We start from the raw sequence: 20,651 nt of genomic DNA, 5'->3' as shown, positions 1-20,651 counted from the left end.
TTATCTATCTCCATATACAAAGCTATATTCTGTAACTAAATCATCTCCCCAACTATCACTAAAACTTATTGAAGCTGGGCCAACACTAATGGAAATACCATTTATTGTTGCATAAGTGTGATGATATTTTGTGATAATATTTGCAGGATCTCCTTTTTTAGACTTTGGAACAAGTACATCTCTATCCATTGTTATAAATTGAGTATCTCCATAGCCAGGTGAAAGAATAACTCCATGACCATAATTTTTGTATGAGTCTGTATCAGCTGATAGTTGTTTATCTTCTGTTACATGTGTGAGGCCACCTTTACCATCAGCAACGGCCTTTTGTTGCTGCCAATACCCCTCAAAAGTACCTGATAAAGGGACTGCAGATGTATCCCAAGCTACTGCAAACGCATCTTTTTTATGGTTAACAGGCTTTTTAAACCATTCGGCATAAGAATGATATTGATATTTATAATTAGTTCCAGATGTACCTTTATAAAAAACTTGTTGAGAAATAAGCAGTTTGCTATTTGTTGCCGGATCGGTTGGCGGTAAAGATGATAAGGTATGTATTTTATCAGATTCTCCTAAATCACCATTATCTTTCAACCCTACATCTTCGTATGAAATACTTTTTCCTGTGAGCTTTTTATACTTCTTTATGTCCTCTAATTTTGTTTTTGCAATCCGCTTTTCATTCTCAGAATTATATTCAATTCGTTCTCCATCTAGTGAATTATAATATGTAGTAGACTTGACAACTTCAAGTTTGACTGAATGTTCTTGGCTTGTATTATCTTTAGTTTCCTTACTTTTTGCACTTGAAATACCCCCAAACATTGTCAATGAGAATACGAAAGCTAGTAAAATGAGTATGAACCTGATTTTCATCCCAAACACCTCCGCCCACACACTACCATATAAAGAAAAAATCGTAAATATCTCAAGTATGGTTTTTATTATTATAAGAAAATACAAAGATTAGAATTAACCAAAAAGACAATACTTCAAACAGTCCACTGTTGTATATTTTTGAAAAAGGTAAAATCAAAGTAAAATAAGTTAAAATGATGGCTCCTAACAACATATATAATGTGCGTTTCATTTACATCCCCCCAACAATTTTTTCTCAACGATATCATATTTTTTAAGACCTTTCAAAAATGATTTAGCAAAGTTGCTCTTATAGTCTACACTTCGGTAGGCAGTACTCACATAGATTACTTTCACGTTCAAACTCCATCACAACTTCATCAAATTATGATAGCAATCATTAAGACACTTATTAATTTTTTGCATCTCAAATCACTTGGGGTTGTAATGCCACCCTGTAATATTCTGTTTACCATTTATTTATTTTCACACCTACATAACTTTCTCCATCCCTTACTCCAAGTAAACACAAAGCTAAAAAAGGTGAAACTATACTCCACTAAAAAAAGAAAAACCCTATTATAAGAGTTTTTCTTTTTTGGAATCGTAGTCTTTAATAATATCAATTGGATCAATCGCATCATCATCTTGTGTATATTCCTCTACATAAGGAGTAATTAATTTCTCAAACTGCTTTTCATCATCCACTAGAGCAATACAAGTTTCATACCCTTCAAAATCAGATGGGTATAAATTTGCAACAGCACTACCATTTTTCAAAGCCTGATCTATCGCATTTTTTAATTCCAATAGACCCTTCCTGTTTCCTAAAATCAGTGCTTCTCTGTGATGAGTTTCTTGAGCATATATATTACACATCTCTAAAACATCATCATCATCCACTTGAATAGACATATAAAAGCACCTCCGAAGTTAAATTTAGTTCATTATATAATTCTTAATGTCAACATGCTAAAGAGCCATGACCTCAAACGTCTGATCCAAATAGTGATTGCGTACACCGCAAACAAAAATAGCTCAAACTACTTAACGGTACTTTACTCCTTTTTATATTTCATTACTTTTATAATTCTATAAACTATTACAGCAACATAGCACACAACTAAGGTAATCAGATATTCAAAAGGAAAATCTCTTTGTACACCTTGATAAAGAAAAATTGCCAAAAGGACTGTAAACAAAACTATTTGAAAAACTTCTTTTTTTATCATACAAATCCCCCGATATACTTTCACTTACGTTTTATACTTTTAATTACGTTATGTTACCGTGAAATTATAAAACAATCAGTCTTAACATTCTACAGTCAGTTCCATATTTAGGATTTAAGTAACAAAATTGAAAGTATGTACTATATTTGTTTTTACCTCCAATTGTTTTCTTCTCTTTCTTCATAAAAACATCCTGAAATTCTTCATACATTTTTTCAGCTTTTCAGAATCCCATACTTTATACAGCTCTCGCATATATACAGTGAAATTGGGTAATACCCAGATTCCTCTAACGGACACTGAAAGTTTCCTCTTTAAAAATCTTAAATAATTCATTTGTTTTTCTAGTATCTCTATACGCTACCATCAAAGCAAATGGAGCATCTAATATAAAAAAGACTCCTTTATGGCATATTCTTTTACCAGAATACCATAAGAAGTCTGACGCTTTAATCCACTTTATCGTTTTTTAACCAATTAACCTCCAGAGCTACCTCTTGATGCAACTGTTTGGACATCTTCATGTAGAGGTTGAGTCAAACCGTTTGTAAAGAAAAGTGTACCTAGAGCTATCACAACTAGTGAAAATGTAATAAAAACCGACTTCTTCAATTAATTCACTCCTTTTCCTACATACTGGCTTGCGAGTAAGGCTCTTTTATAGTAATTTAATGATTGTTTCAGCAAGCCTCTCCCCTCTAAATATTTCGCCACATCAACCAGAATTTCCTCTAAATCAACCCATATTCTTTTCTCTTCAAGCTCTAAACACAGATTGTTTATATTGTTCAATTGAGATTGATTTTTTTCATACAATAGTTCTTTTAACAATTTAAATTTTATTTGAAAAACGTTATGGTTGACTTGTTCTGATAAAGAAATGCCTAGATCAATCCATTCAATCGCGTCATTACTTTTACTGGAGATTTCTATTCTAGAAAGTTCATATAAACATCTCAGCTTCAATAAATCTTGATTTTCGATCTCTTTATAACTCAACGTGCGCCTAAATAGTGCTGATGCTTCTTCTAAATTTTCTTTTTTGCTTTCTAGAAAACCCATATTGTAATATAGATGAATGATTAAATGATTGTCATTAATACTTTCGATCATATTCTCAGCTTCACTAAAAAGAGCTCTTGCTTTATCATATTCAAATTGATCAATTAAGTTTAGCGCATGTAGCATCCTACAGTTAATCTGTCTTTTGATATATGTTTCATGCGCATTAAATGTGTCACACGCAATTTGTGCATGATATTTTGATAAAAAGGTCATTTTCAAATCATAAAATAGAACTGCGATTTTATAATGAAATTCAGCTTTTTCTATTTCATCATCAACATAAGCCAACTTTTTTTCAGCTATTCTGAAGTAACTTAATGCCTTATCATAATCTTGCAAGTAGTCATGATAGATCCCATTATAAAAGTAGAAGTAATATGACATGAGTTTATTTGTTTTTTCTTCTTTTTCGTCTGGAGCATTCCGCTGAAAGAATGGCTTATCTAAATTTCTGCTAATATTCTGAAGTTTCAGCTTAAGCCTAAAGCTCAAAAGTTGATAATACAAAAGAATATCTTGATTTTCTTCCATTAAATCAATTGCCCTGTCTATGTCATCTTGCATTTCTATAGCTGCCGATAAATCCCCTTTTTGTATCGCAAGATTCCAAGTGTTTAACATGTTCCCTACCTCCTGAGAGGCAATTAATCCTGACATTCCTTTACCCCCTTCTAAACAAATCCCTAGTATAATTCTAACACGCATTTTACAACATATGTAAAGTGAATCTGCTCATAATAGAAATTTTCGGTATCCCGCAAATATGATAATAATTGAATGGTATGCAATTATAAGAGTTGGTTAAAAGAGAGAGTAGCCAGAAAGGACTTGATACTTATTTCTTTTAGATTGACCACCTTCATTTTTTAAAAAGAAATTCACAAAATATTGTTTTGAAATTGATATAAAAAGACCTGACTGAGTTTCAGCCAGGTTCATGAAGGGATCAATCTAAATTATATTATAATGAAATCAAAACAAAACAGATAATTAAACATCCGTTCTCATTCACTCTTTGAAAATTCACCCTATACAGTACACTCTACATGCTCTAATTTTGCCTTAATCTAAAAAATCAATATTAACAGCGAAATTTCCAGCTGTTACAGTTATCTGAGGAATTTTAGTTTTTTCAAAAATGTCTACAATTTCAAATAATGTCTTTTTTATAATATCGTTACTTGGCATTGTATCTACTCTTAATATAAGGATTGTTTCAATGCTTCTAGCTACTTCAAAAAGAACGTCTTCTTCTTTAACAGATTCAATGTAGCTTTTTATTCTTTTAAAGAACCACTCTACTTCTTCTAAATCTTGTAACGGATATTTAGTAATTTGATGAATATCGGCTGGATTAGGTGCTTCTTTCTCTAAGATCGCTTCAAGTTCTGCTTTAGTTATATATTCCTCCTCCTCTTCTTCGTATTCACCCTCTGCTGCTTCCTCGTCAACACTGTACTCAACTGTATAAAGCCCCTCAATGAATTCATCAAAGGAATCTGCTAACTTAAAGTCTTCTTCCATCTCAACATCAAAATAATGAATTGTAGGATTCTCTTTCGTTTTTCGATAATCCATTGCTACCCAAGTATGTCCATCCCCGTTGATCAAAACAAGCCCTTCTGGCAGCTCCCACTCTTTTATTAAATAGGCACTATCCATAATTCCTTCATCTTCAGCAATTCCCAGCAGGTGATTAAATTGAATATGAGCCTCAGCCCATGAATTAGAGTGAGTGGTTGGAAAAGCATTATGAATGGTATAACCACCATTCTGTTCTAATATGAGCTTTTTATATGTATCTGGCAAAGTGACACCAAGTTTCTTTTCAGCTTTAGCTATTTCTGCTTCGTTGATCTTTTTTAACGTATAGTAACCTTCCTCGTCTATTTCCCAAAATGATTTCAAGATGAATGCCTCCTAGTAAATTATGCACATAAGTATACCACCTTACTGAGTATATTTAACAATTTAGGCAAAATAAAAGAAGAATATTAGTTACTTAGTCATTCACGCTGTCTATTTTTGTCGAAACGATAGTAAAAAGAAGGTACTTCATGTAAAATTTCCTTTGCATCTAAAAATCAGGAGGATCCAATATGAAGAAATTATCTATATTCATTTTTATTTGTTTAATGATGCTAACAGCTTGCAGTAGCGCAGCATCAAATGAAAAACAGCTCACGACAGCCAATATTATTGAAGCTTTTAAAAGTGCTGGGCTTGAAGCAGAAAAACCATCTGATCTTAAACAAAAAGAGTTTGGAAATATAAGAGAAGAAGGAAAAAGAATTCTCGTTCCTTCCTTAGGTGAAAATGCTGGTGGAAGGATTTTTAAATTCGGAAATGAAACTGATTTACAGCAGGCGAAATCCTATTATGATGAGTTAGGCAATGCTGGATCTATGTTCTTCTCTCACACCTATTCAAAGGGGAATTTTCTATTACAAATGAACGGTGAAATGAAAGATTCTGAATTTGAAAAGTATAAGAAAGTAATGGATGAGGAAATAAGATAATTTCATATATTTTTAAAAGAAGGAAGGTCAACAAATGTCATCATTTTGGCTGCTAACAGTTATTCTTACGATTGTTATACTGGGTGTTTCTTTGATCTTTAAAAGAAAGAATGCACCTTTACAGTATGGAATTCCATCAATTCTCATCTTCATCAGTATTATCTTATTATTAATCAGTTTTTTCGTAGGAAAGTGGGAAGGTTTAGGACTGGGTGCAATCAGTATATCTTTACTGGTTGCATCTGTGATCACTTTAATTATTAATAGTACCTTGAGTTATTTTAGTCATAAATAACATAGAGCCACTTCTGCATAAGAAGTGGCTCTTTCGATTAATTAAAAGTGAAATATGCATGAAAATATCACAAGACCAACTAATTAAATAAAATCCCCCTGAAGCCAATGGCTTCAAGGGGTTTCTTGATTAATACTGAGACATATACTGATCGCGTTCCCACGGATGTACTTGGGTTCTAAACATATCCCATTCGATTTCTTTTGATTCGATGAAGTGCTCGAATAAGTGATCGCCTAGTGCGTTGATCATGACTTCGTTTGACTTGAGCAGCTCAAGTGCTTCTGCAAGTGTTGCAGGTAAGTCAGCGATGCCGTTTTCAAGGCGCTCTTCTTTGTCCATGACATAGATGTTTCTGTCGATTGGCGCTGGTGCGTCTAGTTTGTTTTTGATTCCGTCTAGACCTGCTGCAAGTAATACGCTTAGTGCAAGGTATGGGTTTGCAGATGGGTCTACACTGCGTACTTCTACACGTGTGCTAATGCCGCGTGATGCTGGAATACGAATCAATGGGCTGCGGTTTTGTGCACTCCATGCTACGTAGCAAGGTGCTTCATAGCCAGGAACAAGACGTTTGTAAGAGTTCACCGTCGGGTTTGTGACCGCTGTGAAGCTTGTTGCGTGCTTCACAATACCTGCGATAAAGTGTCTAGCCGTCTCGCTTAATTGTAAGTCTGCTTTTTCATCAAAGAATGCGTTTTTACCATTTTTAAATAATGATAGGTTACAGTGCATACCAGATCCGTTTACACCGAACAATGGTTTTGGCATGAATGTCGCATGAAGTCCGTGCTTTCTCGCAATTGTTTTCACAACGAGTTTGAACGTTTGAATGTCATCACAAGAGCGGATGGCGCCTGCATATTTGAAGTCAATTTCATGCTGTCCAGGTGCTACTTCGTGGTGAGACGCTTCAATTTCAAAGCCCATTTCTTCAAGCTCAAGCACGATATCACGGCGGCAGTTTTCGCCTAGATCTGTTGGTGCAAGGTCAAAGTATCCACCTTTATCGTTTAGTTCGAGCGTTGGCTCGCCTTTTTCGTCTAATTTAAATAAGAAGAATTCTGGCTCAGGTCCAAGGTTGAAATCACTAAATCCTAGTTCTTCCATTTCCTTTAAGATACGCTTTAAGTTGTTACGAGGGTCTCCATCAAATGGTGTTCCGTCTGGCTTATAAATGTCACAAATAAAGCGTGCAACTTTACCTTTTTCTGCTGTCCAAGGGAAAATAACAAACGTGTTTAGATCTGGATATAGGTACATATCTGATTCTTCGATACGTACAAACCCTTCAATAGATGAACCATCAAACATACATTTGTTATCGAGAGCTTTTTCTAACTGGCTCACAGGAATCTCAACATTTTTAATTGTTCCGAGAATGTCTGTAAATTGCAGACGGATGTACTTTACGTTTTCCTCATTTACTAATTTTACGATATCTTCTCTTGTGTACTTTGCCATTTCGTAAAACTCCTCCCCTACAAAAGGTAAAATGTGTATAGCAATGCTTTTGCTAATTGGTTAACGGAAGAACCTTGACATATCCCCCTGCCTAAAGGTCGTTCCTTGTTGGAAACGTCCAGCCTGAATGAGTTCCTTCTTCAGTAGCTTCCTGAGTTCATCATCTGTCAAGTTGTGCTTCGCTGTGGTTTTCTCTTCTGTCTTTGTTTCAGACGATGGATTTTCTGCCTCAGCTTTGGCAAAAAGTTTTTTGATTCCTGCCATGTTTACACCTTGTTCGATGAGGTTTTTGATTTCTAGTAATTTATCAACATCATGGAAAGAAAATAATCGGCGATTCCCATCACTTCTCGCTGGAAATACTAAACCATTTTCCTCATAATAGCGAATTTGTCTTGCAGATAATTCTGTTAGCTGCATGACAATCCCAATTGGGAATAAAGGCATTGAGCGGCGAATGTTATCACTCATCTCAACTGTCTCCTCCTCTTTGCTTAAATTTATTATATGTCATGTTATATTATGTGTCAACGAAATGTTAGGAATATTAACATGGATTTTTTTATCGAGCAGGCACTTCAATAAAACCTTGCTCTAATAAGGCATCTACAGCACTGCAAATGGCATTTTTCACATGGGCATACGTGAGACCGCCCTGAACATAGGCTGTGTACGGCGGTCTGATCGGACCATCGGCTGATAATTCAATGCTGGCTCCTTGGACAAATGTGCCCGCTGCCATAATCACATCGTCCTCGTATCCCGGCATATAGCTTGCATGCGGTGTGACATGACTGTTAATCGGTGATGCATATTGAATCGCCTGACAAAATGCAATCATTTTTTTAGGGTCTCCAAATTCTACAGATTGAATCAAGTCGGTTCTTTTCGCATTCCACGATGGGTTTGTTTGGAACCCGAGTTTTTCAAGAAAACGCGCTGTAAACACGGCGCCTTTTAAACTTTGTGCAACAACATGCGGTGCTAAGAAAAATCCTTGATACATTTCTTGAAGCGCATACAGCGATGCACCCGCTTCACTGCCGATGCCTGGAGATGTCATTCGATAAGAGCAAGCTTCTACCCATTTTTCTTTTCCGACGATGTAGCCACCCGTTTTGGCAAGGCCGCCGCCTGGGTTTTTAATGAGAGAACCTGCCATAAGATCTGCGCCCACATGACACGGCTCTTGCAACTCAGTAAATTCACCATAACAGTTGTCAACAAACACAATGATGTCCTCATTGATGTCTTTCACAAATGAAATCATTTGTTCAATTTCTTCTATTGTAAAGGATGGTCTTGACGCATAGCCTTTAGAACGCTGAATCCCGATGACTTTTGTTTTTTGGGAAATAGATTCTTTGACTTTGTCGAAATCGACAGATCCATCTTGACGCAAATCAATGGCTTTGTAATCGATCTGAAAATCTTTTAATGAGCCTGTCCCTTCTTTGCCGCGAATCCCGACAATCTCTTCTAGGGTATCGTAAGGTTTCCCCGTCATGTAGATCAATTCATCACCAGGTCTTAGCACACCGAATAAGGCGATGGAAATGGCATGTGTTCCAGAAATGATCTGCGGGCGTACAAGACCGCTTTCCCCTCCAAATACATCCGCATAGATCTTTTCTAACGTGTCTCTTCCCATATCATCGTAGCCATAACCAGTTGTAGGGTTAAAATGAGAGTCACTGACTTTATGTTTCCGGTAGCTTTCAAGAACCCGCCACTCATTTTGTTCGCTCTTTCGATCAATTTGCTGATGTATTTGTGAAATGTCTTGTTCTGCTTCTGCTGCTATTTTTTCTAAAATGGTGCCATGTTTTAAAGTGTGAAACATCGTGATTTAATTCCTTTCCTACAACATATACTTCTTGATTTGTCCTAATATGGTTTGCTCTTCACCACTAAATCCAGTGATGTCATAAAGCTCTGCTTCCTTTTGAAATTCCAGTGATTCCACCAAGGTTTCTGACTTTAAGGCAGATATGAGTTTTCCTTCATATGCCGGAATCCTTACATGATATGGCTTTAAAAAATCTTTTTTCAGTTCAGCCATGATATCCGCTTTTAACCGCTTCACATCTTCCTCGCGCCTAGCACTGATTAAAATGTGGCGCTGCTTTGAGGAAGGGATAAAATCCGGCCGGATTTGGTCTTTTTTGTTATAGACTGTCAGCATCGGAATACGGTCAGCTTCTAATTCTTCTAAAAGCTTATGAACCGTTCGTTCATGCCCTTCATAATCCTCATTCGAAGAATCGATCACATGAAGCAAATAGTCTGCTTCTTTTACTTCTTCAAGAGTGGAACGAAATGCTGCAATCAGTGTGGTTGGAAGGTCTTGAATAAAACCAACTGTATCGGAAATCAGTACACTGTAGCCAGATTCAAGTGTCATTTTACGCGTCATTGGGTCAAGTGTGGCAAACAGCAAATCTTCTTCATGGCTATCCGCTTCTGTTAACTGGTTAAACAATGTTGATTTCCCGGCATTTGTGTACCCGACAATAGCGATTTGGAATACGCCATTTTTCTTCCGTCGTTCCCGGTATCTCGTGCGATGTTCTTTGACTGCAGACAGTTGTCCGTGAATTTCGTGTATGCGGTTTCGAATATGACGTCTGTCTGTTTCAAGTTTTGTTTCACCTGGACCTCTTGCGCCAATTCCGCCGCCTTGTCTTGAAAGGCTGATCCCTTGTCCACTCAGTCTCGGCAAGGCATACTGAAGCTGGGCAAGCTCTATTTGCAGCTTCCCCTCTCTTGTACGGGCTCTTTTGGCAAAGATGTCTAGAATCAATTGCGTACGGTCAATGATTTTCACATCTAAGGCAGTCGCCAAAGCTTTTAACTGGCTAGGCGAAAGCTCGTCGTTAAAAATAATAACATCACAGTCTAACTCGTCGCAAAGCACTTCAAGCTCTTCCACTTTCCCTTTCCCGATGTAAGTCGCGCTGTCTTGTCTATTTCTTTTTTGCGTCATGATGCTGACAGCTTCACCGCCAGCTGTTTTGGTTAAGGAAGCTAATTCTTCCATAGAATATTGAAAGCGTTCATCCGTTATATGCGGCAGTTGACAGCCGACAAGGATCGCTTTTTCGATCATTTCATGTTCATTCAACGTCAGTTGTTTCCTTTCTGTACTTAAGTTTCAGTAGTACCATCATACCAAACACACCACACGTATACCACCATTCGGAAGGTTTAATTTCTTATCTCTTTACAAAAAGGATACGCCATTTCAAGAAGGCGTATCCTCTTTCATTTGCAGATCATGGCTTTTAATCGTAAGTAAATCTTTTTTATCATAATGATCCACAAGAAGCAGCCTCATCGCCTGAGTTCGGATCGCTTTTTCAATGGTGTTTCGCACAAAACGGCCGTTGCTGAATTTGGCAGGACTCGTTGTGCTCTTGATGTGCATTAAATAGTCTCGCAGTTTCCATTCTGCCTCTTGGGTAAAGACATATTCCCGATCGGCCATCATTCGTTTTGCAATATCCATCAGCTGATCGACCGTATAATCAGGGAAGTTGATATTGATCGGAAATCTCGATTGCAGACCAGGATTTAGAGAAAGAAAATGATCCATTTCCTTGGAGTATCCAGCTAAGATGAGGATGAATTCATGCTGCTTATCCTCCATATGTTTTACAAGGGTATCAATGGCTTCTTTCCCGAAATCCTTCTCTCCTCCACGGGCAAGAGAATAGGCTTCATCGATGAACAAAATGCCGCCTAGTGATTTTTTAATCAAATCTCTTGTTTTTTGAGCTGTATGTCCAATGTACTCTCCAACCAGATCTCCTCGTTCTGCTTCAATTAAGTGCCCCTTTGAAAGAACATTCATTTCAAAGAAAAGCTTCCCGACAAGCCGTGCAACCGTTGTTTTCCCTGTGCCGGGATTTCCTTTAAACATCATATGAAGCGCTTGCTTTCCTACCTTTAATCCTTGTTCTTGTCTTTTTTGATTGACAAAAATCCAAGCATAAATTTCTTTTATGTTTCGTTTCATTTCATCCATCCCGACAAGGCTGTTCATTTCTCGTTCTATTTCTCGTAAGATGCTGTGTTTGGCCTCATTTTTTTGCAAGGCCTCTAAGTATTCTGCCTCTGAATCTGCATCAACCAATACTTGCTTCTGTCCATTAAGTATAATGTTGATTTGGCCGTTATTTTTATATGTGACAGCTCGCTCCAACGTATTCACCTCTCGCTCTTCTCTCTTTAATCTATTCGGGTGGAGCTGTAATCGTGACAATCGCCCGCACTAGCATCGGTTTACTGTCAAAATGACCCGAGATACCGGTTATTGTAGGGGATTGTGCGGTTTCCCAGGAAATGATGTGCTATTTCCATTGTATTCATCCATTTCGGGCGGACAAACCAACAATTTGTTTTTTCTTAGAAAAATGGCGCTTTTTCATCACAAATTGTGCAGAAAAGAGTCTCGATGATTTCCGCATTTTGTACAGGCAATTTTTCTATTTCCTCATAAAATAAAGACGAGGTGATGAATAGATGGTGAAAATTTTTATTGATCCTGGCCACGGAGGAACAGATTCTGGAGCTGCTGCTAATGGACTTTTGGAGAAAAATATCACACTGCAAATTGCGCTTTTTCTGAGGGATATGTTGATTAGTGAATATGATGGGGTTTCCGTCCGCTTAAGTCGTTCAATTGACCAATCCGTCACGTTATCCCAGCGTACGAATGCGGCAAACAGCTGGGGAGCTGACTATTTCGTGTCTATTCATATTAATGCTGGCGGAGGCACAGGTTTTGAAAGTTATGTGTACCCTGGCGTTTCAGCACCAACCACCACGTATCGCAATGCCCTTCATGATGAGATTGTCCGCTCCGTTGATTTTGCCGACCGCGGCAAGAAAACGGCGAACTTCCACGTTCTGCGGGAAACTTCTATGTCTGCCATTTTAACTGAAAACGGTTTCATCGATACGGTAGCTGATGCAAATAAGCTCCGTAACGCTACTTTCCTTCAAGGGATCGCTCGTGCTCATGCCACTGGATTAGAAAAAGCCCTTCAAATGAAAAAAAAAGCAAGTAACCTATATAAAGTGCAAGCAGGGGCTTTCAAGGTCAAAGCCAATGCGGATGAGCTAGCAGCTACACTCAGATCCAAAGGATTTGAAGCGCTGGTCGTACTGGATAGCGGCATGTACCGAGTCCAAGCTGGCGCTTTCCGTTCAAAGCAAAATGCAGATGACCTCGTCGCTCGATTAAAGCAGGCCGGTCACGACGCATTCGTTTTTCAATAATCTAAAAAACAAACCGGCTCAAGTCATCTTTAGAGCCGGTTTGTTGTCTATCCAATTATGCTAAAATGTTCACGACAAATTGAGACCATGTTTCAAGACGATCGAAGTACTCAGGCTTTTTCAAATCTGTTACTTTCATCCATTTGCCTGAGATTTGATCTGTTTCTTTTACTTCTACATGAGCACCCGGCGATAATTCAAGTGCTGATAACAGTCCGATGTGCACACGGCCGACACTATTGTCATCATCATTAATGAGTCCAAGGGTTTTCATCTCAAGTTTGTCTTCTTCTTGAATCGAAAGTTCCTCGTCCAGTTCACGATCGGTATTTTCTTTTAGAATCTCAGCAAATTTTTTTCCTTCAATGAAATTCATATGACCCCCAAAGCCAAGAGATAACTTATGATGTAAGCGAGTCTCTCCCCCGCCTTGAAGTCTTTCATATACATACACTTCGTCCTCACGCTTAATGACAACATATGGAATTGGCTGCTTAAAGTCAGGATTTTCTTCTGCATCGCCTCTTCGCATTTGCTCGAAGTGCTCTTCGATTTCTCTCATAATGGTGCTGATTGTTTTCTCTTCACTATTCACACCATTAAACGCAAGTGTTTCGTTTTGGAACACGCGTGCGCGCGGTGCAACTAAAATAATTTCGTCCATTTTTCCCATGTTCGGTAACCTCCAGTATGTAACACATTGTTAGAAATGGCAAAAAGCCAAAACGAGTGATGCGTTTTGACTTTTACGCTTTCCTTATGATTCATCTCCAAAGAAGAAATCATCATCTTTTAACGGCTCAACTGTTGCCTTTTTGTAGCCGTTCCCTTTCATTGAGAAGAAGTCATGTGACTTTGTTTTTGTATTGAGTCCGTTCAATACAATTGGGTTGATCTCTTCTTCTTCAAAGTAAGGGGCAAATCCAAGGTTCATTAACGCTTTATTGGCATTGTAACGAATGAACTTTTTCACATCATGCGATAAATTGACTTGGTCATAAATATCCTCAGTGTAATGAAGTTCATTTTCATAAAGCTCATTAAGCAGATCGATAGAGAAATCATAAAGCTCTTTTTGCACGTCAGGTGTTTGTTTGTTGTAAATTTCTTGTGCTAACAATCCAACATACACACCGTGAATCGCTTCATCGCGCAAAATCAAGTTAATGATTTCACCACTTTGCATGAGCTTTCCTTGACCGTAGAAATATAGCGGGTAGTAAAAGCCGCTATAGAATAGGAAGCTTTCTAAATACACTGAAGCAACCATTGCTTTAAATAAGGAAATCGGGTCATCCTTTTGAATGGAACGGTACAGACCTACAATCATATCTGCTTTCTTTTGCAAGAATTTATTTTTCTTGACCCATTCAAATACTTCACTAATCGTTTCAGTCGGTGCAAGCGTCATGAAGATATTTGAGTATGATTTTGCATGCACGGCATTTTCCATCATGGCCATAAAGTTTAACACGGCTTTACGCTGATGACCGTCCACATGTTCAGCCACTATCGGCATTCCTGTATTTCCTTGTTCTGTATCAAGTAACGTCAGTCCAGCCAGTACCTTCATGTACGTATCTCGCTCTTCTTCACCTAAATATTTCCATGTTAAGAGATCCCCGTTTAAGGAAATCTCTTCTGGAAGCCAGAATTGCTTGACGTTTTGGTTGTAAAACATTTGTGTAAAATCATCTTCGTGTTTTGACCAGTTGGCTGCATCATAAATTTTTGTCACGTTAAACTCTCCTTTAATCAAACAACACAAGAAAGACAGCCTTCCTGCCCTGTATCCTTCGTTCTTGCATAATAAAGTGTCTTAATGCCTTTATGGTGTGCATAAAGATCGATGCGGTTTAAGTCACGCGTTGTCATCGTATCTTTTAGGAATAATGTAAAGCTAATTCCTTGATCGACGTGCTGCTGAATGGTTGCGATCATATCGACTACTTTAAACATGTCCATATCGTATGCTTCTTTATAGAAGAACCAGTTTTGTGCTGAAAGTCCTGGCATTGGATAATACGTTTTGCTGTTTCCGTATGTTCTTTCTTCGATACGTTCCATAATTGGCATTACAGAAGCTGTTGCCGATTGAACATACGAAATAGAACCTGTTGGCGCAATACATAATCGATAGCTATGGTACATGCCATTTTCCGCTACAAAGTCTTTGAGTGCTGCCCAATCTTCTTTTGTTGGAATGTGCATGCCTTCAAATAGCGCAGCCGCTTTTTCTGTTTTTGGAGTGAAATCATTTTCTACGTATTTATTGAAGTACTCACCTGTTGCATAACCAGAGCCCTCATAACGGTGGAATGTTTCCCCTTTTTCTTTTGCAAGCTCACTTGAACGCTTAATGGAGTAATAGTTCACCATCATAAAGAACGTATTAGCAAAATCTCTTGCTTCTTCACTTTCATAAGCGATTTGGTTTTGAGCTAAATACCCATGAAGGTTCATCGCACCAAGTCCAATTGACTTCATCGCTTTGTTCGCTTTTCTAACAGCTGGTGCATTGCGGATATCTGTTGTTTCAGACACAAGTGTGAGTGAGTCCGTTGCAAGCTTAACTGTTTTTTCAATGGATTTGTTTTTCATCACGTTCATGATATTTAAAGAACCAAGGTTACAAGAAATATCAAGTCCGATCTCATCATCTTGATCATAGTCCGTGTAAGAAGAGACTTCTGAAGCTTGAAGTACTTCTGAGCAAAGGTTTGAGAATTTCACACGTGAAATATGGTTCAGAGCGTGCTCTCTATTCACATTATCTTGGAACATGATATATGGATAGCCTGATTCTGAGCGCAGAACAGCTAATTTTTCAAGAAGTTTTCTTGGATTGACTTTTTCTTTTTTGACTTTCGGGTTTTCTACAAGCTCGTCATACATTTCTTCCATATCCATCTCATCAAGATGCTGTCCATAAGTTTTATAAACTGTATGAGGATAGAATGTATAAGCTGTTTTATCTTCTCTAGCAAGCTCGATAAATTTATCTGGGATGACGACACCGATCGAAAGTGTTTTCACACGAACATCTTCATCCGCAGAGATTTTTTTCGTATCTAAGAAATCGTTAATATCTCTGTGGAAAATATTCAGGTACGCACTTCCTGAACCTTGTCTTTGTCCCATTTGATCTGCATATCGGAATGCATTATCAAGAAGTTTCATGACGCCTACGACACCTTTGGTCGCATTTTCTACATCTTTGATCGCTTCACCTTTCGCACGAAGCTTTGAAAGGTTCAAGCTGACGCCGCCGCCTAATTTAGACAGCTGCATGGAAATATCAATGGCTCTTGAGATATCGTTTAATGAGTCATTCACTTCAAGCAAGAAGCAGCTCACCAGCTCACCACGTCTTTTACGGCCTGCGTTTAAGAATGTTGGTGTACTTGGCTGATACTCTTGGTTGATCATCAGTTCCACAAACTCAAGTGCTTTCTTTTTGTCTCCGCCCGCAAAGAAAAGAGCCACAACTGAAATGCGGTCTTCATAGCGTTCAAGGATTTTCTTTTTGTCATTTGTTTTCAGTGCATAGTCATTGTAAAACTTAAACGCACTCATAAATGATGGGAATCTAAATTTCTTGGCATATGCAGCTTCAAATACTTCTTTAATATCTGACATGCTGTATTGTCTTAAAAATTCTTCCTCATAGTAGTCGTTTTCTATTAAGTAATCAATCTTCTCTTCTAGATTATGAAAGAAGACCGTGTTTTGATTAATATAATCTACGAAATAACTATGTACAGCTTCTTTGTCCTTGTCGAACTGAAACTTTCCTTCTTTTTGAATCATAATCTCGTTATTTAATTGTATCCACTTTGGAACCTGATTTTGTGACAATTCTTTCTACCTCCTGTGTAAACAATTCAACATCCCTTTTTGTTCCGCTTAGTTCAAAGGTGTGCAAAATAGGAACTTGATATTGTTTAGAAATCGTATCGGCGCTTTTGGCAAAGTTATCTCCCCACACTTTGTTCCCACTCACCGCTACACCTAGTAAAAGGTGCGCATTTTTCTCTAAAAATGACTGAGTGGTACCAGGGACTTGTCCAAATCCTGTCGTAAAGGTGACGAGAATAAACGGCGTATCCAAAAACTCTTCTCCAGTCAATTTTCGTTTGTCTGTAAAAGGGGTCTTGTCCAAAAAGCGTTGAACATTTCCTGTTTTTGAATCAAATACGATTTGAATCAATTCCATCACGACCTAGTTTTTAGTATTGTTGATCATTCCGCTATTCACTATATATAGTATACTATGTTTTTTCAAAACACAACATATAGATGCTCGAAACGAAAAAAATCAACCAACCCGGCCGAACATTCATAGCCGAACTCGTACGTTCAAATAAATAGAGCAGAGCAGGTTCTAAAAATAGACTGCCCTACTCCCTATTCAACTGAAACCGAAATCTATCATAACACGAAAAAAAATCGCTTAGTAGACTAGACTTTTTGTTTTATTTTTTGTAGGCATCGCACTGTAAATCTTCTGACACTTCTGTTATTTCCACTTCAACACCTAATTCTTTCAGCACCGCTTCAAGCGCAGAGACGATCGAGGCTTCTCTTACTAACTCTTTCCCGTTTACAGAAACGCTTGTTCCATATTCGAAACAGGAGTCATCTTCACAAGTTTGTTCCCAATGATTAATTTTAATTTTGTGTGTCATGAACTCATCCTTTTCTGTCTAGATGTCTGATGCATGTTTATAGTGTAGCGACTTCACATTCATTTGTAAATTTACGTGCTTACTCTTCATCAAAGTCTTCACTATCACCATCATCTTCATCCCATTCATCTATGTACTTTGTCGTAATGAGCGTCAGCTCTCCTTCTTTTTCATCAAACCGGTATACATGTACTTCATCATCTTTTACAACAGCAATGTGATTATTTTTTAGCGCAACAGATGATGGTAAAAGACCATCAACATGGCTCCCATCATGCTCACCAGAATGGTTATGCCAACTTTCTTGTCTCGTTTCGATGTTCGAGATGGCGCATGATCCAAATAAGACAACGATTCCAATCAAAAGAAGGATCACTCGAATCCTTCTCAATTCAAGCTCTGCATTTTCCATATAAATCCCCTCACCTTTTAAATGTCCAATAAGGATTTATACGCAACTTGGACAGAAAAGTTTCATGGCATGCAAAATAGCCCCTCTGCACTGACAAAAAACGTAGCGGGTTTCGGCCGGTTTATTCGCAGCTGCATGGGGCTATTGGTGAAAACGGGTGTTTATTCTAATTCAAGATTTACATTTTTTTGAGGTGCAAATGTTGAAATCGCATGTTTATAAATAAGCTGCTGCTTCCCTTCTGTCTCAAGCAGCACCGTGAAATTGTCAAATCCCTTTACTTGACCGCGAAGCTGAAAGCCATTCAGTAAAAATACTGTGACAAATGTATTGTCTTTGCGGATCTGATTCAAAAATTGGTCCTGAATATTAATCGGTTTCATGTTTCGTCCTCCTTGATTCTGATAACTACAGTTTCGCTTTAAGTCCAAGCTTTCCTGCTATATATGCGAAAATTTCCTCTTTTTTGTCCGAAAAGTGGCAAGGTGGTGTCATATCAAACCAGGTGACATCCATTTTATTACGGAACCACGTAAACTGACGCTTCGCATATCTGCGGGAATTTTGTTTTAATTGCTGGATGGCTTCATCAAGTGAGCAGTTGCCTTGAAAATAGGCATACAACTCTTTATAACCAATCGCTTGAACAGACTGACAATCTTTCAAACCAGATTGATAAAGTGCGCTCACTTCTTCAATTAAGCCTTCATCTAACATCATATCAATTCTTTGATGAATGCGCTCGTACAAAAGCTCTCGGTCCATTTTCAGCCCAATGAAGGCAGTGTCATACAGAGGAACTTCTTGATGCCCGTTTTGCATATCAGACATTTTCTGACCTGTTGTATGGATGATTTCAAGCGCTCTGATCACGCGGCGGACGTTATTCGGATGAATCGCTTTTGCAGCGTCAGGATCGGCTTCTTTTAGCTTTTCATACAGTTTGATCGGTCCATGCTGCTGCTTAAACAGCGTCATCTCTTCTCTAAAAGCAGGATCACTTTTCTCATCAGTAAACGTGTAATCATATAAAACAGACTGAATATATAGCCCAGTTCCACCAACAATCATGGGCGTTTTTCCTCTCGCAGCAATCTCTTTGATTTTTAAGCGGACAAGCTGCTGAAATTCAGCTGTAGAAAACGATTCATCCGGTTGTTTAATATCGATTAAATGGTGCGGAACGCCATTCATTTCTTCAGGGGTGATTTTCGCTGTACCAATATCCATCCCTTTATAGATCTGCATGGAATCCCCGCTGATAATTTCTCCATTAAATGCTTTCGCTATATCAATGCTCAGCTTTGTTTTTCCGACAGCCGTCGGACCTACTAATACAATCACTGGTTGTTTTTTCATAACATCACTCTCTTTTACAAACTGCCTACAGTATAGCATAACTTCTCTTTCTCTCCTATATCCTCCCGTCACCAGCCAAGTGGTTCATTCCCGACCACTTCATATGTCTTTCCTTTTAAACGGTGCTTATGCGTTGGCCTTTCTTCATCTGGACTGTAAACGACTCCCCCGTATGGAATCGGGACAGAGTCGATATAGGCAGAAAACGTGACTTCCTCAATTTCATGGTAGTGCGTCCCGTCCACTCTTGGGATAGCAGGTCCAGTGACGCCATAATATCTATGAAAATGCCCTCTTTCAAATGACGTGATCCCCCGGTAATAATGAGTATGTCTGTCGGTACTGCTTCCATTGACAGGCTGAGAAATACCTTCTATTAAATGATAATGTTCTTCGGTTACATCCGTTCGCGCTTTATAAGCATGTGCATGAGGTGGACATTTAGCCCAATCAGACGGATACAGGCCCATTTTTTACATTCCTCCTTATTTTAGGCATTCACCCAAACACAAGTGGGCCACTCGAATACACTGATGTCAGTTACAGTGATTTTATGTGAAAGGAGTCTTTTTTTATGAATTATTTTGACGCACCGTTTGTTCAAGATGAGATGAGAAGACCTTTTGGTTTTGGAAGACCTGGGTTTGGGTTTGGGCGCCCTGGTTTTGGCTATGGGAGACCTGGATTTTTTGGACCGCCATTTTTAGGTGGTTTTGCTGGTGGGCTTCTAGCTGGGTCGCTTCTTGCTCCAGGATATGGCTATGGTTATCCTTATCCACCCCCATACCCGCCATATGGACCATACCCTTATTATTAAATATGACGATTTAGTGAAAACATCCTCTTATAAAATGAATCGATTGACACGTTTGTTTTTCATAGGTTAACATTTACTTTACCGACCGTTCAGTAAAGTAGGTGTTTTTTTTATGTCTAAAACGAAAAAAGAACAAATTTTTGAGGCAGCAGCTCACACCATTCTAAAAGAAGGATTGAGTCAGCTCACCCTTCAGCAGGTGGCAGAACATGCAAATATGACCAAAGCTGGGCTACTGTATCATTTTTCAAGCAAGGAAGACCTGATCCAGCAAATGAATGAGCATGCGGTTGCCTCTTTTCGTCAGCAGCTTGACACGTATCAGGAAACATACAAAAACGAAAAGGCGCCCTATGTACGTGCCTATATATTGGCCACATTAAATGATCTTGATAGACAAAACACCACACAGCTATGTACAAGTATGCTGGCAACCATGTCATTTGATGAAGCGTTATTAAATCCTTGGCGTCATTTTTATGCGGAATTTAAAGAAAAAGCAGCCGAGGAAATCAATGACCCTGCACTTAGCCAATTGATCCGTCTTGCCTGTGATGGCATATGGTTTTCAGAAATGTTTCAGCTTGAACCATTGAATCGAAAGGAAAAAACCCTTTTACTTCATCGGATTTTACACATTTTAGAGGAGGGATGAT

The 20,651-nt window shown here is 38.3% G+C and carries 23 protein-coding genes; 5 read left to right on the top strand and 18 right to left on the bottom strand.

What is annotated here, in order from left to right:
• From NST01_RS08585 to NST01_RS08570, 4 genes are all read right to left on the bottom strand, one after another.
• On the bottom strand, positions 1-879 hold the full coding sequence (locus NST01_RS08585; RefSeq protein WP_008343961.1) for a hypothetical protein: 879 nt from the start codon (positions 877-879) through the stop codon (positions 1-3).
• Between the two features lie 561 nt (positions 880-1,440).
• Positions 1,441-1,776 (bottom strand): hypothetical protein, encoded by a 336-nt coding sequence (locus NST01_RS08580; protein WP_065460402.1) that lies wholly within the window; start codon positions 1,774-1,776, stop codon positions 1,441-1,443.
• 929 nt (positions 1,777-2,705) lie between these two features.
• Positions 2,706-3,815 carry a response regulator aspartate phosphatase gene (locus tag NST01_RS08575; RefSeq protein WP_079920567.1) on the bottom strand — a complete coding sequence of 370 codons (1,110 nt, stop codon included), beginning with the start codon at positions 3,813-3,815 and terminating at the stop codon, positions 2,706-2,708.
• 405 nt (positions 3,816-4,220) lie between these two features.
• Positions 4,221-5,066 carry an SMI1/KNR4 family protein gene (locus tag NST01_RS08570; RefSeq protein ID WP_129548292.1) on the bottom strand — a complete coding sequence of 282 codons (846 nt, stop codon included), beginning with the start codon at positions 5,064-5,066 and terminating at the stop codon, positions 4,221-4,223.
• 191 nt (positions 5,067-5,257) lie between these two features.
• Here NST01_RS08570 and NST01_RS08565 point away from each other — a divergent pair, with 191 nt between their 5' ends.
• Positions 5,258-5,677 (top strand): stress protein, encoded by a 420-nt coding sequence (locus tag NST01_RS08565; protein WP_182489165.1) that lies wholly within the window; start codon positions 5,258-5,260, stop codon positions 5,675-5,677.
• 34 nt (positions 5,678-5,711) lie between these two features.
• A complete protein-coding gene (locus NST01_RS08560; RefSeq protein WP_025207372.1) occupies positions 5,712-5,972 on the top strand; it encodes a YesK family protein in 261 nt (86 codons plus the stop codon).
• A 129-nt stretch (positions 5,973-6,101) separates the two neighbouring features.
• Here the strand turns inward: NST01_RS08560 and glnA are convergent, their stop codons facing one another.
• From glnA to spoVK, 5 genes are all read right to left on the bottom strand, one after another.
• Positions 6,102-7,436 carry a type I glutamate--ammonia ligase gene (gene glnA, locus NST01_RS08555; RefSeq protein ID WP_007499421.1) on the bottom strand — a complete coding sequence of 445 codons (1,335 nt, stop codon included), beginning with the start codon at positions 7,434-7,436 and terminating at the stop codon, positions 6,102-6,104.
• 60 nt (positions 7,437-7,496) lie between these two features.
• Positions 7,497-7,907 (bottom strand): MerR family transcriptional regulator, encoded by a 411-nt coding sequence (locus tag NST01_RS08550; RefSeq protein WP_007499423.1) that lies wholly within the window; start codon positions 7,905-7,907, stop codon positions 7,497-7,499.
• Positions 7,908-7,998: 91 nt separating this feature from the next.
• On the bottom strand, positions 7,999-9,279 hold the full coding sequence (locus tag NST01_RS08545) for a methionine gamma-lyase family protein (protein ID WP_007499425.1): 1,281 nt from the start codon (positions 9,277-9,279) through the stop codon (positions 7,999-8,001).
• A gap of 18 nt (positions 9,280-9,297) precedes the next feature.
• Positions 9,298-10,560 carry a GTPase HflX gene (hflX, locus tag NST01_RS08540; RefSeq protein WP_017359031.1) on the bottom strand — a complete coding sequence of 421 codons (1,263 nt, stop codon included), beginning with the start codon at positions 10,558-10,560 and terminating at the stop codon, positions 9,298-9,300.
• A 120-nt stretch (positions 10,561-10,680) separates the two neighbouring features.
• Positions 10,681-11,640: a stage V sporulation protein K gene (gene spoVK, locus NST01_RS08535; RefSeq protein WP_008344008.1), complete on the bottom strand. Its 960-nt coding sequence runs from the start codon at positions 11,638-11,640 to the stop codon at positions 10,681-10,683.
• 320 nt (positions 11,641-11,960) lie between these two features.
• On the opposite strand from spoVK, the gene NST01_RS08530 reads away from it, so the two are divergent.
• Positions 11,961-12,719, top strand: a complete 759-nt coding sequence (locus NST01_RS08530; protein ID WP_025207369.1) for an N-acetylmuramoyl-L-alanine amidase — start codon at positions 11,961-11,963, stop codon at positions 12,717-12,719.
• 55 nt (positions 12,720-12,774) lie between these two features.
• Here NST01_RS08530 and NST01_RS08525 read toward each other — a convergent pair whose 3' ends face one another.
• From NST01_RS08525 to NST01_RS08485, 9 genes are all read right to left on the bottom strand, one after another.
• Positions 12,775-13,392, bottom strand: a complete 618-nt coding sequence (locus NST01_RS08525) for a hypothetical protein (protein ID WP_341041771.1) — start codon at positions 13,390-13,392, stop codon at positions 12,775-12,777.
• A gap of 84 nt (positions 13,393-13,476) precedes the next feature.
• Positions 13,477-14,457 carry a class 1b ribonucleoside-diphosphate reductase subunit beta gene (nrdF, locus tag NST01_RS08520; RefSeq protein WP_008344010.1) on the bottom strand — a complete coding sequence of 327 codons (981 nt, stop codon included), beginning with the start codon at positions 14,455-14,457 and terminating at the stop codon, positions 13,477-13,479.
• Between the two features lie 17 nt (positions 14,458-14,474).
• Positions 14,475-16,577: a class 1b ribonucleoside-diphosphate reductase subunit alpha gene (gene nrdE, locus NST01_RS08515; RefSeq protein WP_019743850.1), complete on the bottom strand. Its 2,103-nt coding sequence runs from the start codon at positions 16,575-16,577 to the stop codon at positions 14,475-14,477.
• Positions 16,537-16,929 carry a class Ib ribonucleoside-diphosphate reductase assembly flavoprotein NrdI gene (gene nrdI, locus NST01_RS08510; protein ID WP_017359034.1) on the bottom strand — a complete coding sequence of 131 codons (393 nt, stop codon included), beginning with the start codon at positions 16,927-16,929 and terminating at the stop codon, positions 16,537-16,539. Before nrdI ends, nrdE begins: the two co-directional genes overlap by 41 nt.
• Before the next feature lie 265 nt (positions 16,930-17,194).
• Positions 17,195-17,407 carry a hypothetical protein gene (locus NST01_RS08505; RefSeq protein ID WP_003212415.1) on the bottom strand — a complete coding sequence of 71 codons (213 nt, stop codon included), beginning with the start codon at positions 17,405-17,407 and terminating at the stop codon, positions 17,195-17,197.
• 79 nt (positions 17,408-17,486) lie between these two features.
• On the bottom strand, positions 17,487-17,819 hold the full coding sequence (locus tag NST01_RS08500) for a YmzC family protein (RefSeq protein WP_025207367.1): 333 nt from the start codon (positions 17,817-17,819) through the stop codon (positions 17,487-17,489).
• 161 nt (positions 17,820-17,980) lie between these two features.
• A complete protein-coding gene (hfq, locus tag NST01_RS08495) occupies positions 17,981-18,202 on the bottom strand; it encodes an RNA chaperone Hfq (RefSeq protein ID WP_003211269.1) in 222 nt (73 codons plus the stop codon).
• A gap of 25 nt (positions 18,203-18,227) precedes the next feature.
• On the bottom strand, positions 18,228-19,178 hold the full coding sequence (gene miaA, locus NST01_RS08490; RefSeq protein WP_017359035.1) for a tRNA (adenosine(37)-N6)-dimethylallyltransferase MiaA: 951 nt from the start codon (positions 19,176-19,178) through the stop codon (positions 18,228-18,230).
• Positions 19,179-19,246: 68 nt separating this feature from the next.
• Positions 19,247-19,648, bottom strand: coding sequence for a YmaF family protein (locus NST01_RS08485; protein WP_045035121.1), 402 nt, complete (start codon positions 19,646-19,648; stop codon positions 19,247-19,249).
• Positions 19,649-19,752: 104 nt separating this feature from the next.
• Here NST01_RS08485 and NST01_RS08480 point away from each other — a divergent pair, with 104 nt between their 5' ends.
• A complete protein-coding gene (locus tag NST01_RS08480) occupies positions 19,753-19,995 on the top strand; it encodes a hypothetical protein (RefSeq protein ID WP_025207366.1) in 243 nt (80 codons plus the stop codon).
• 112 nt (positions 19,996-20,107) lie between these two features.
• The gene (locus NST01_RS08475) at positions 20,108-20,650 is read left to right on the top strand and encodes a TetR/AcrR family transcriptional regulator (RefSeq protein ID WP_341041769.1); all 543 of its coding nucleotides are present in this window, start codon (positions 20,108-20,110) and stop codon (positions 20,648-20,650) included.
• Position 20,651: the final 1 nt, after the last annotated feature.

It is taken from the genome of Bacillus sp. FSL R7-0166 (assembly GCF_038008935.1).
GTDB classification, from domain to species: Bacteria; Bacillota; Bacilli; order Bacillales; family Bacillaceae; genus Bacillus; species Bacillus altitudinis.
This window is presented reverse-complemented; position numbering and strand designations above follow the sequence as displayed.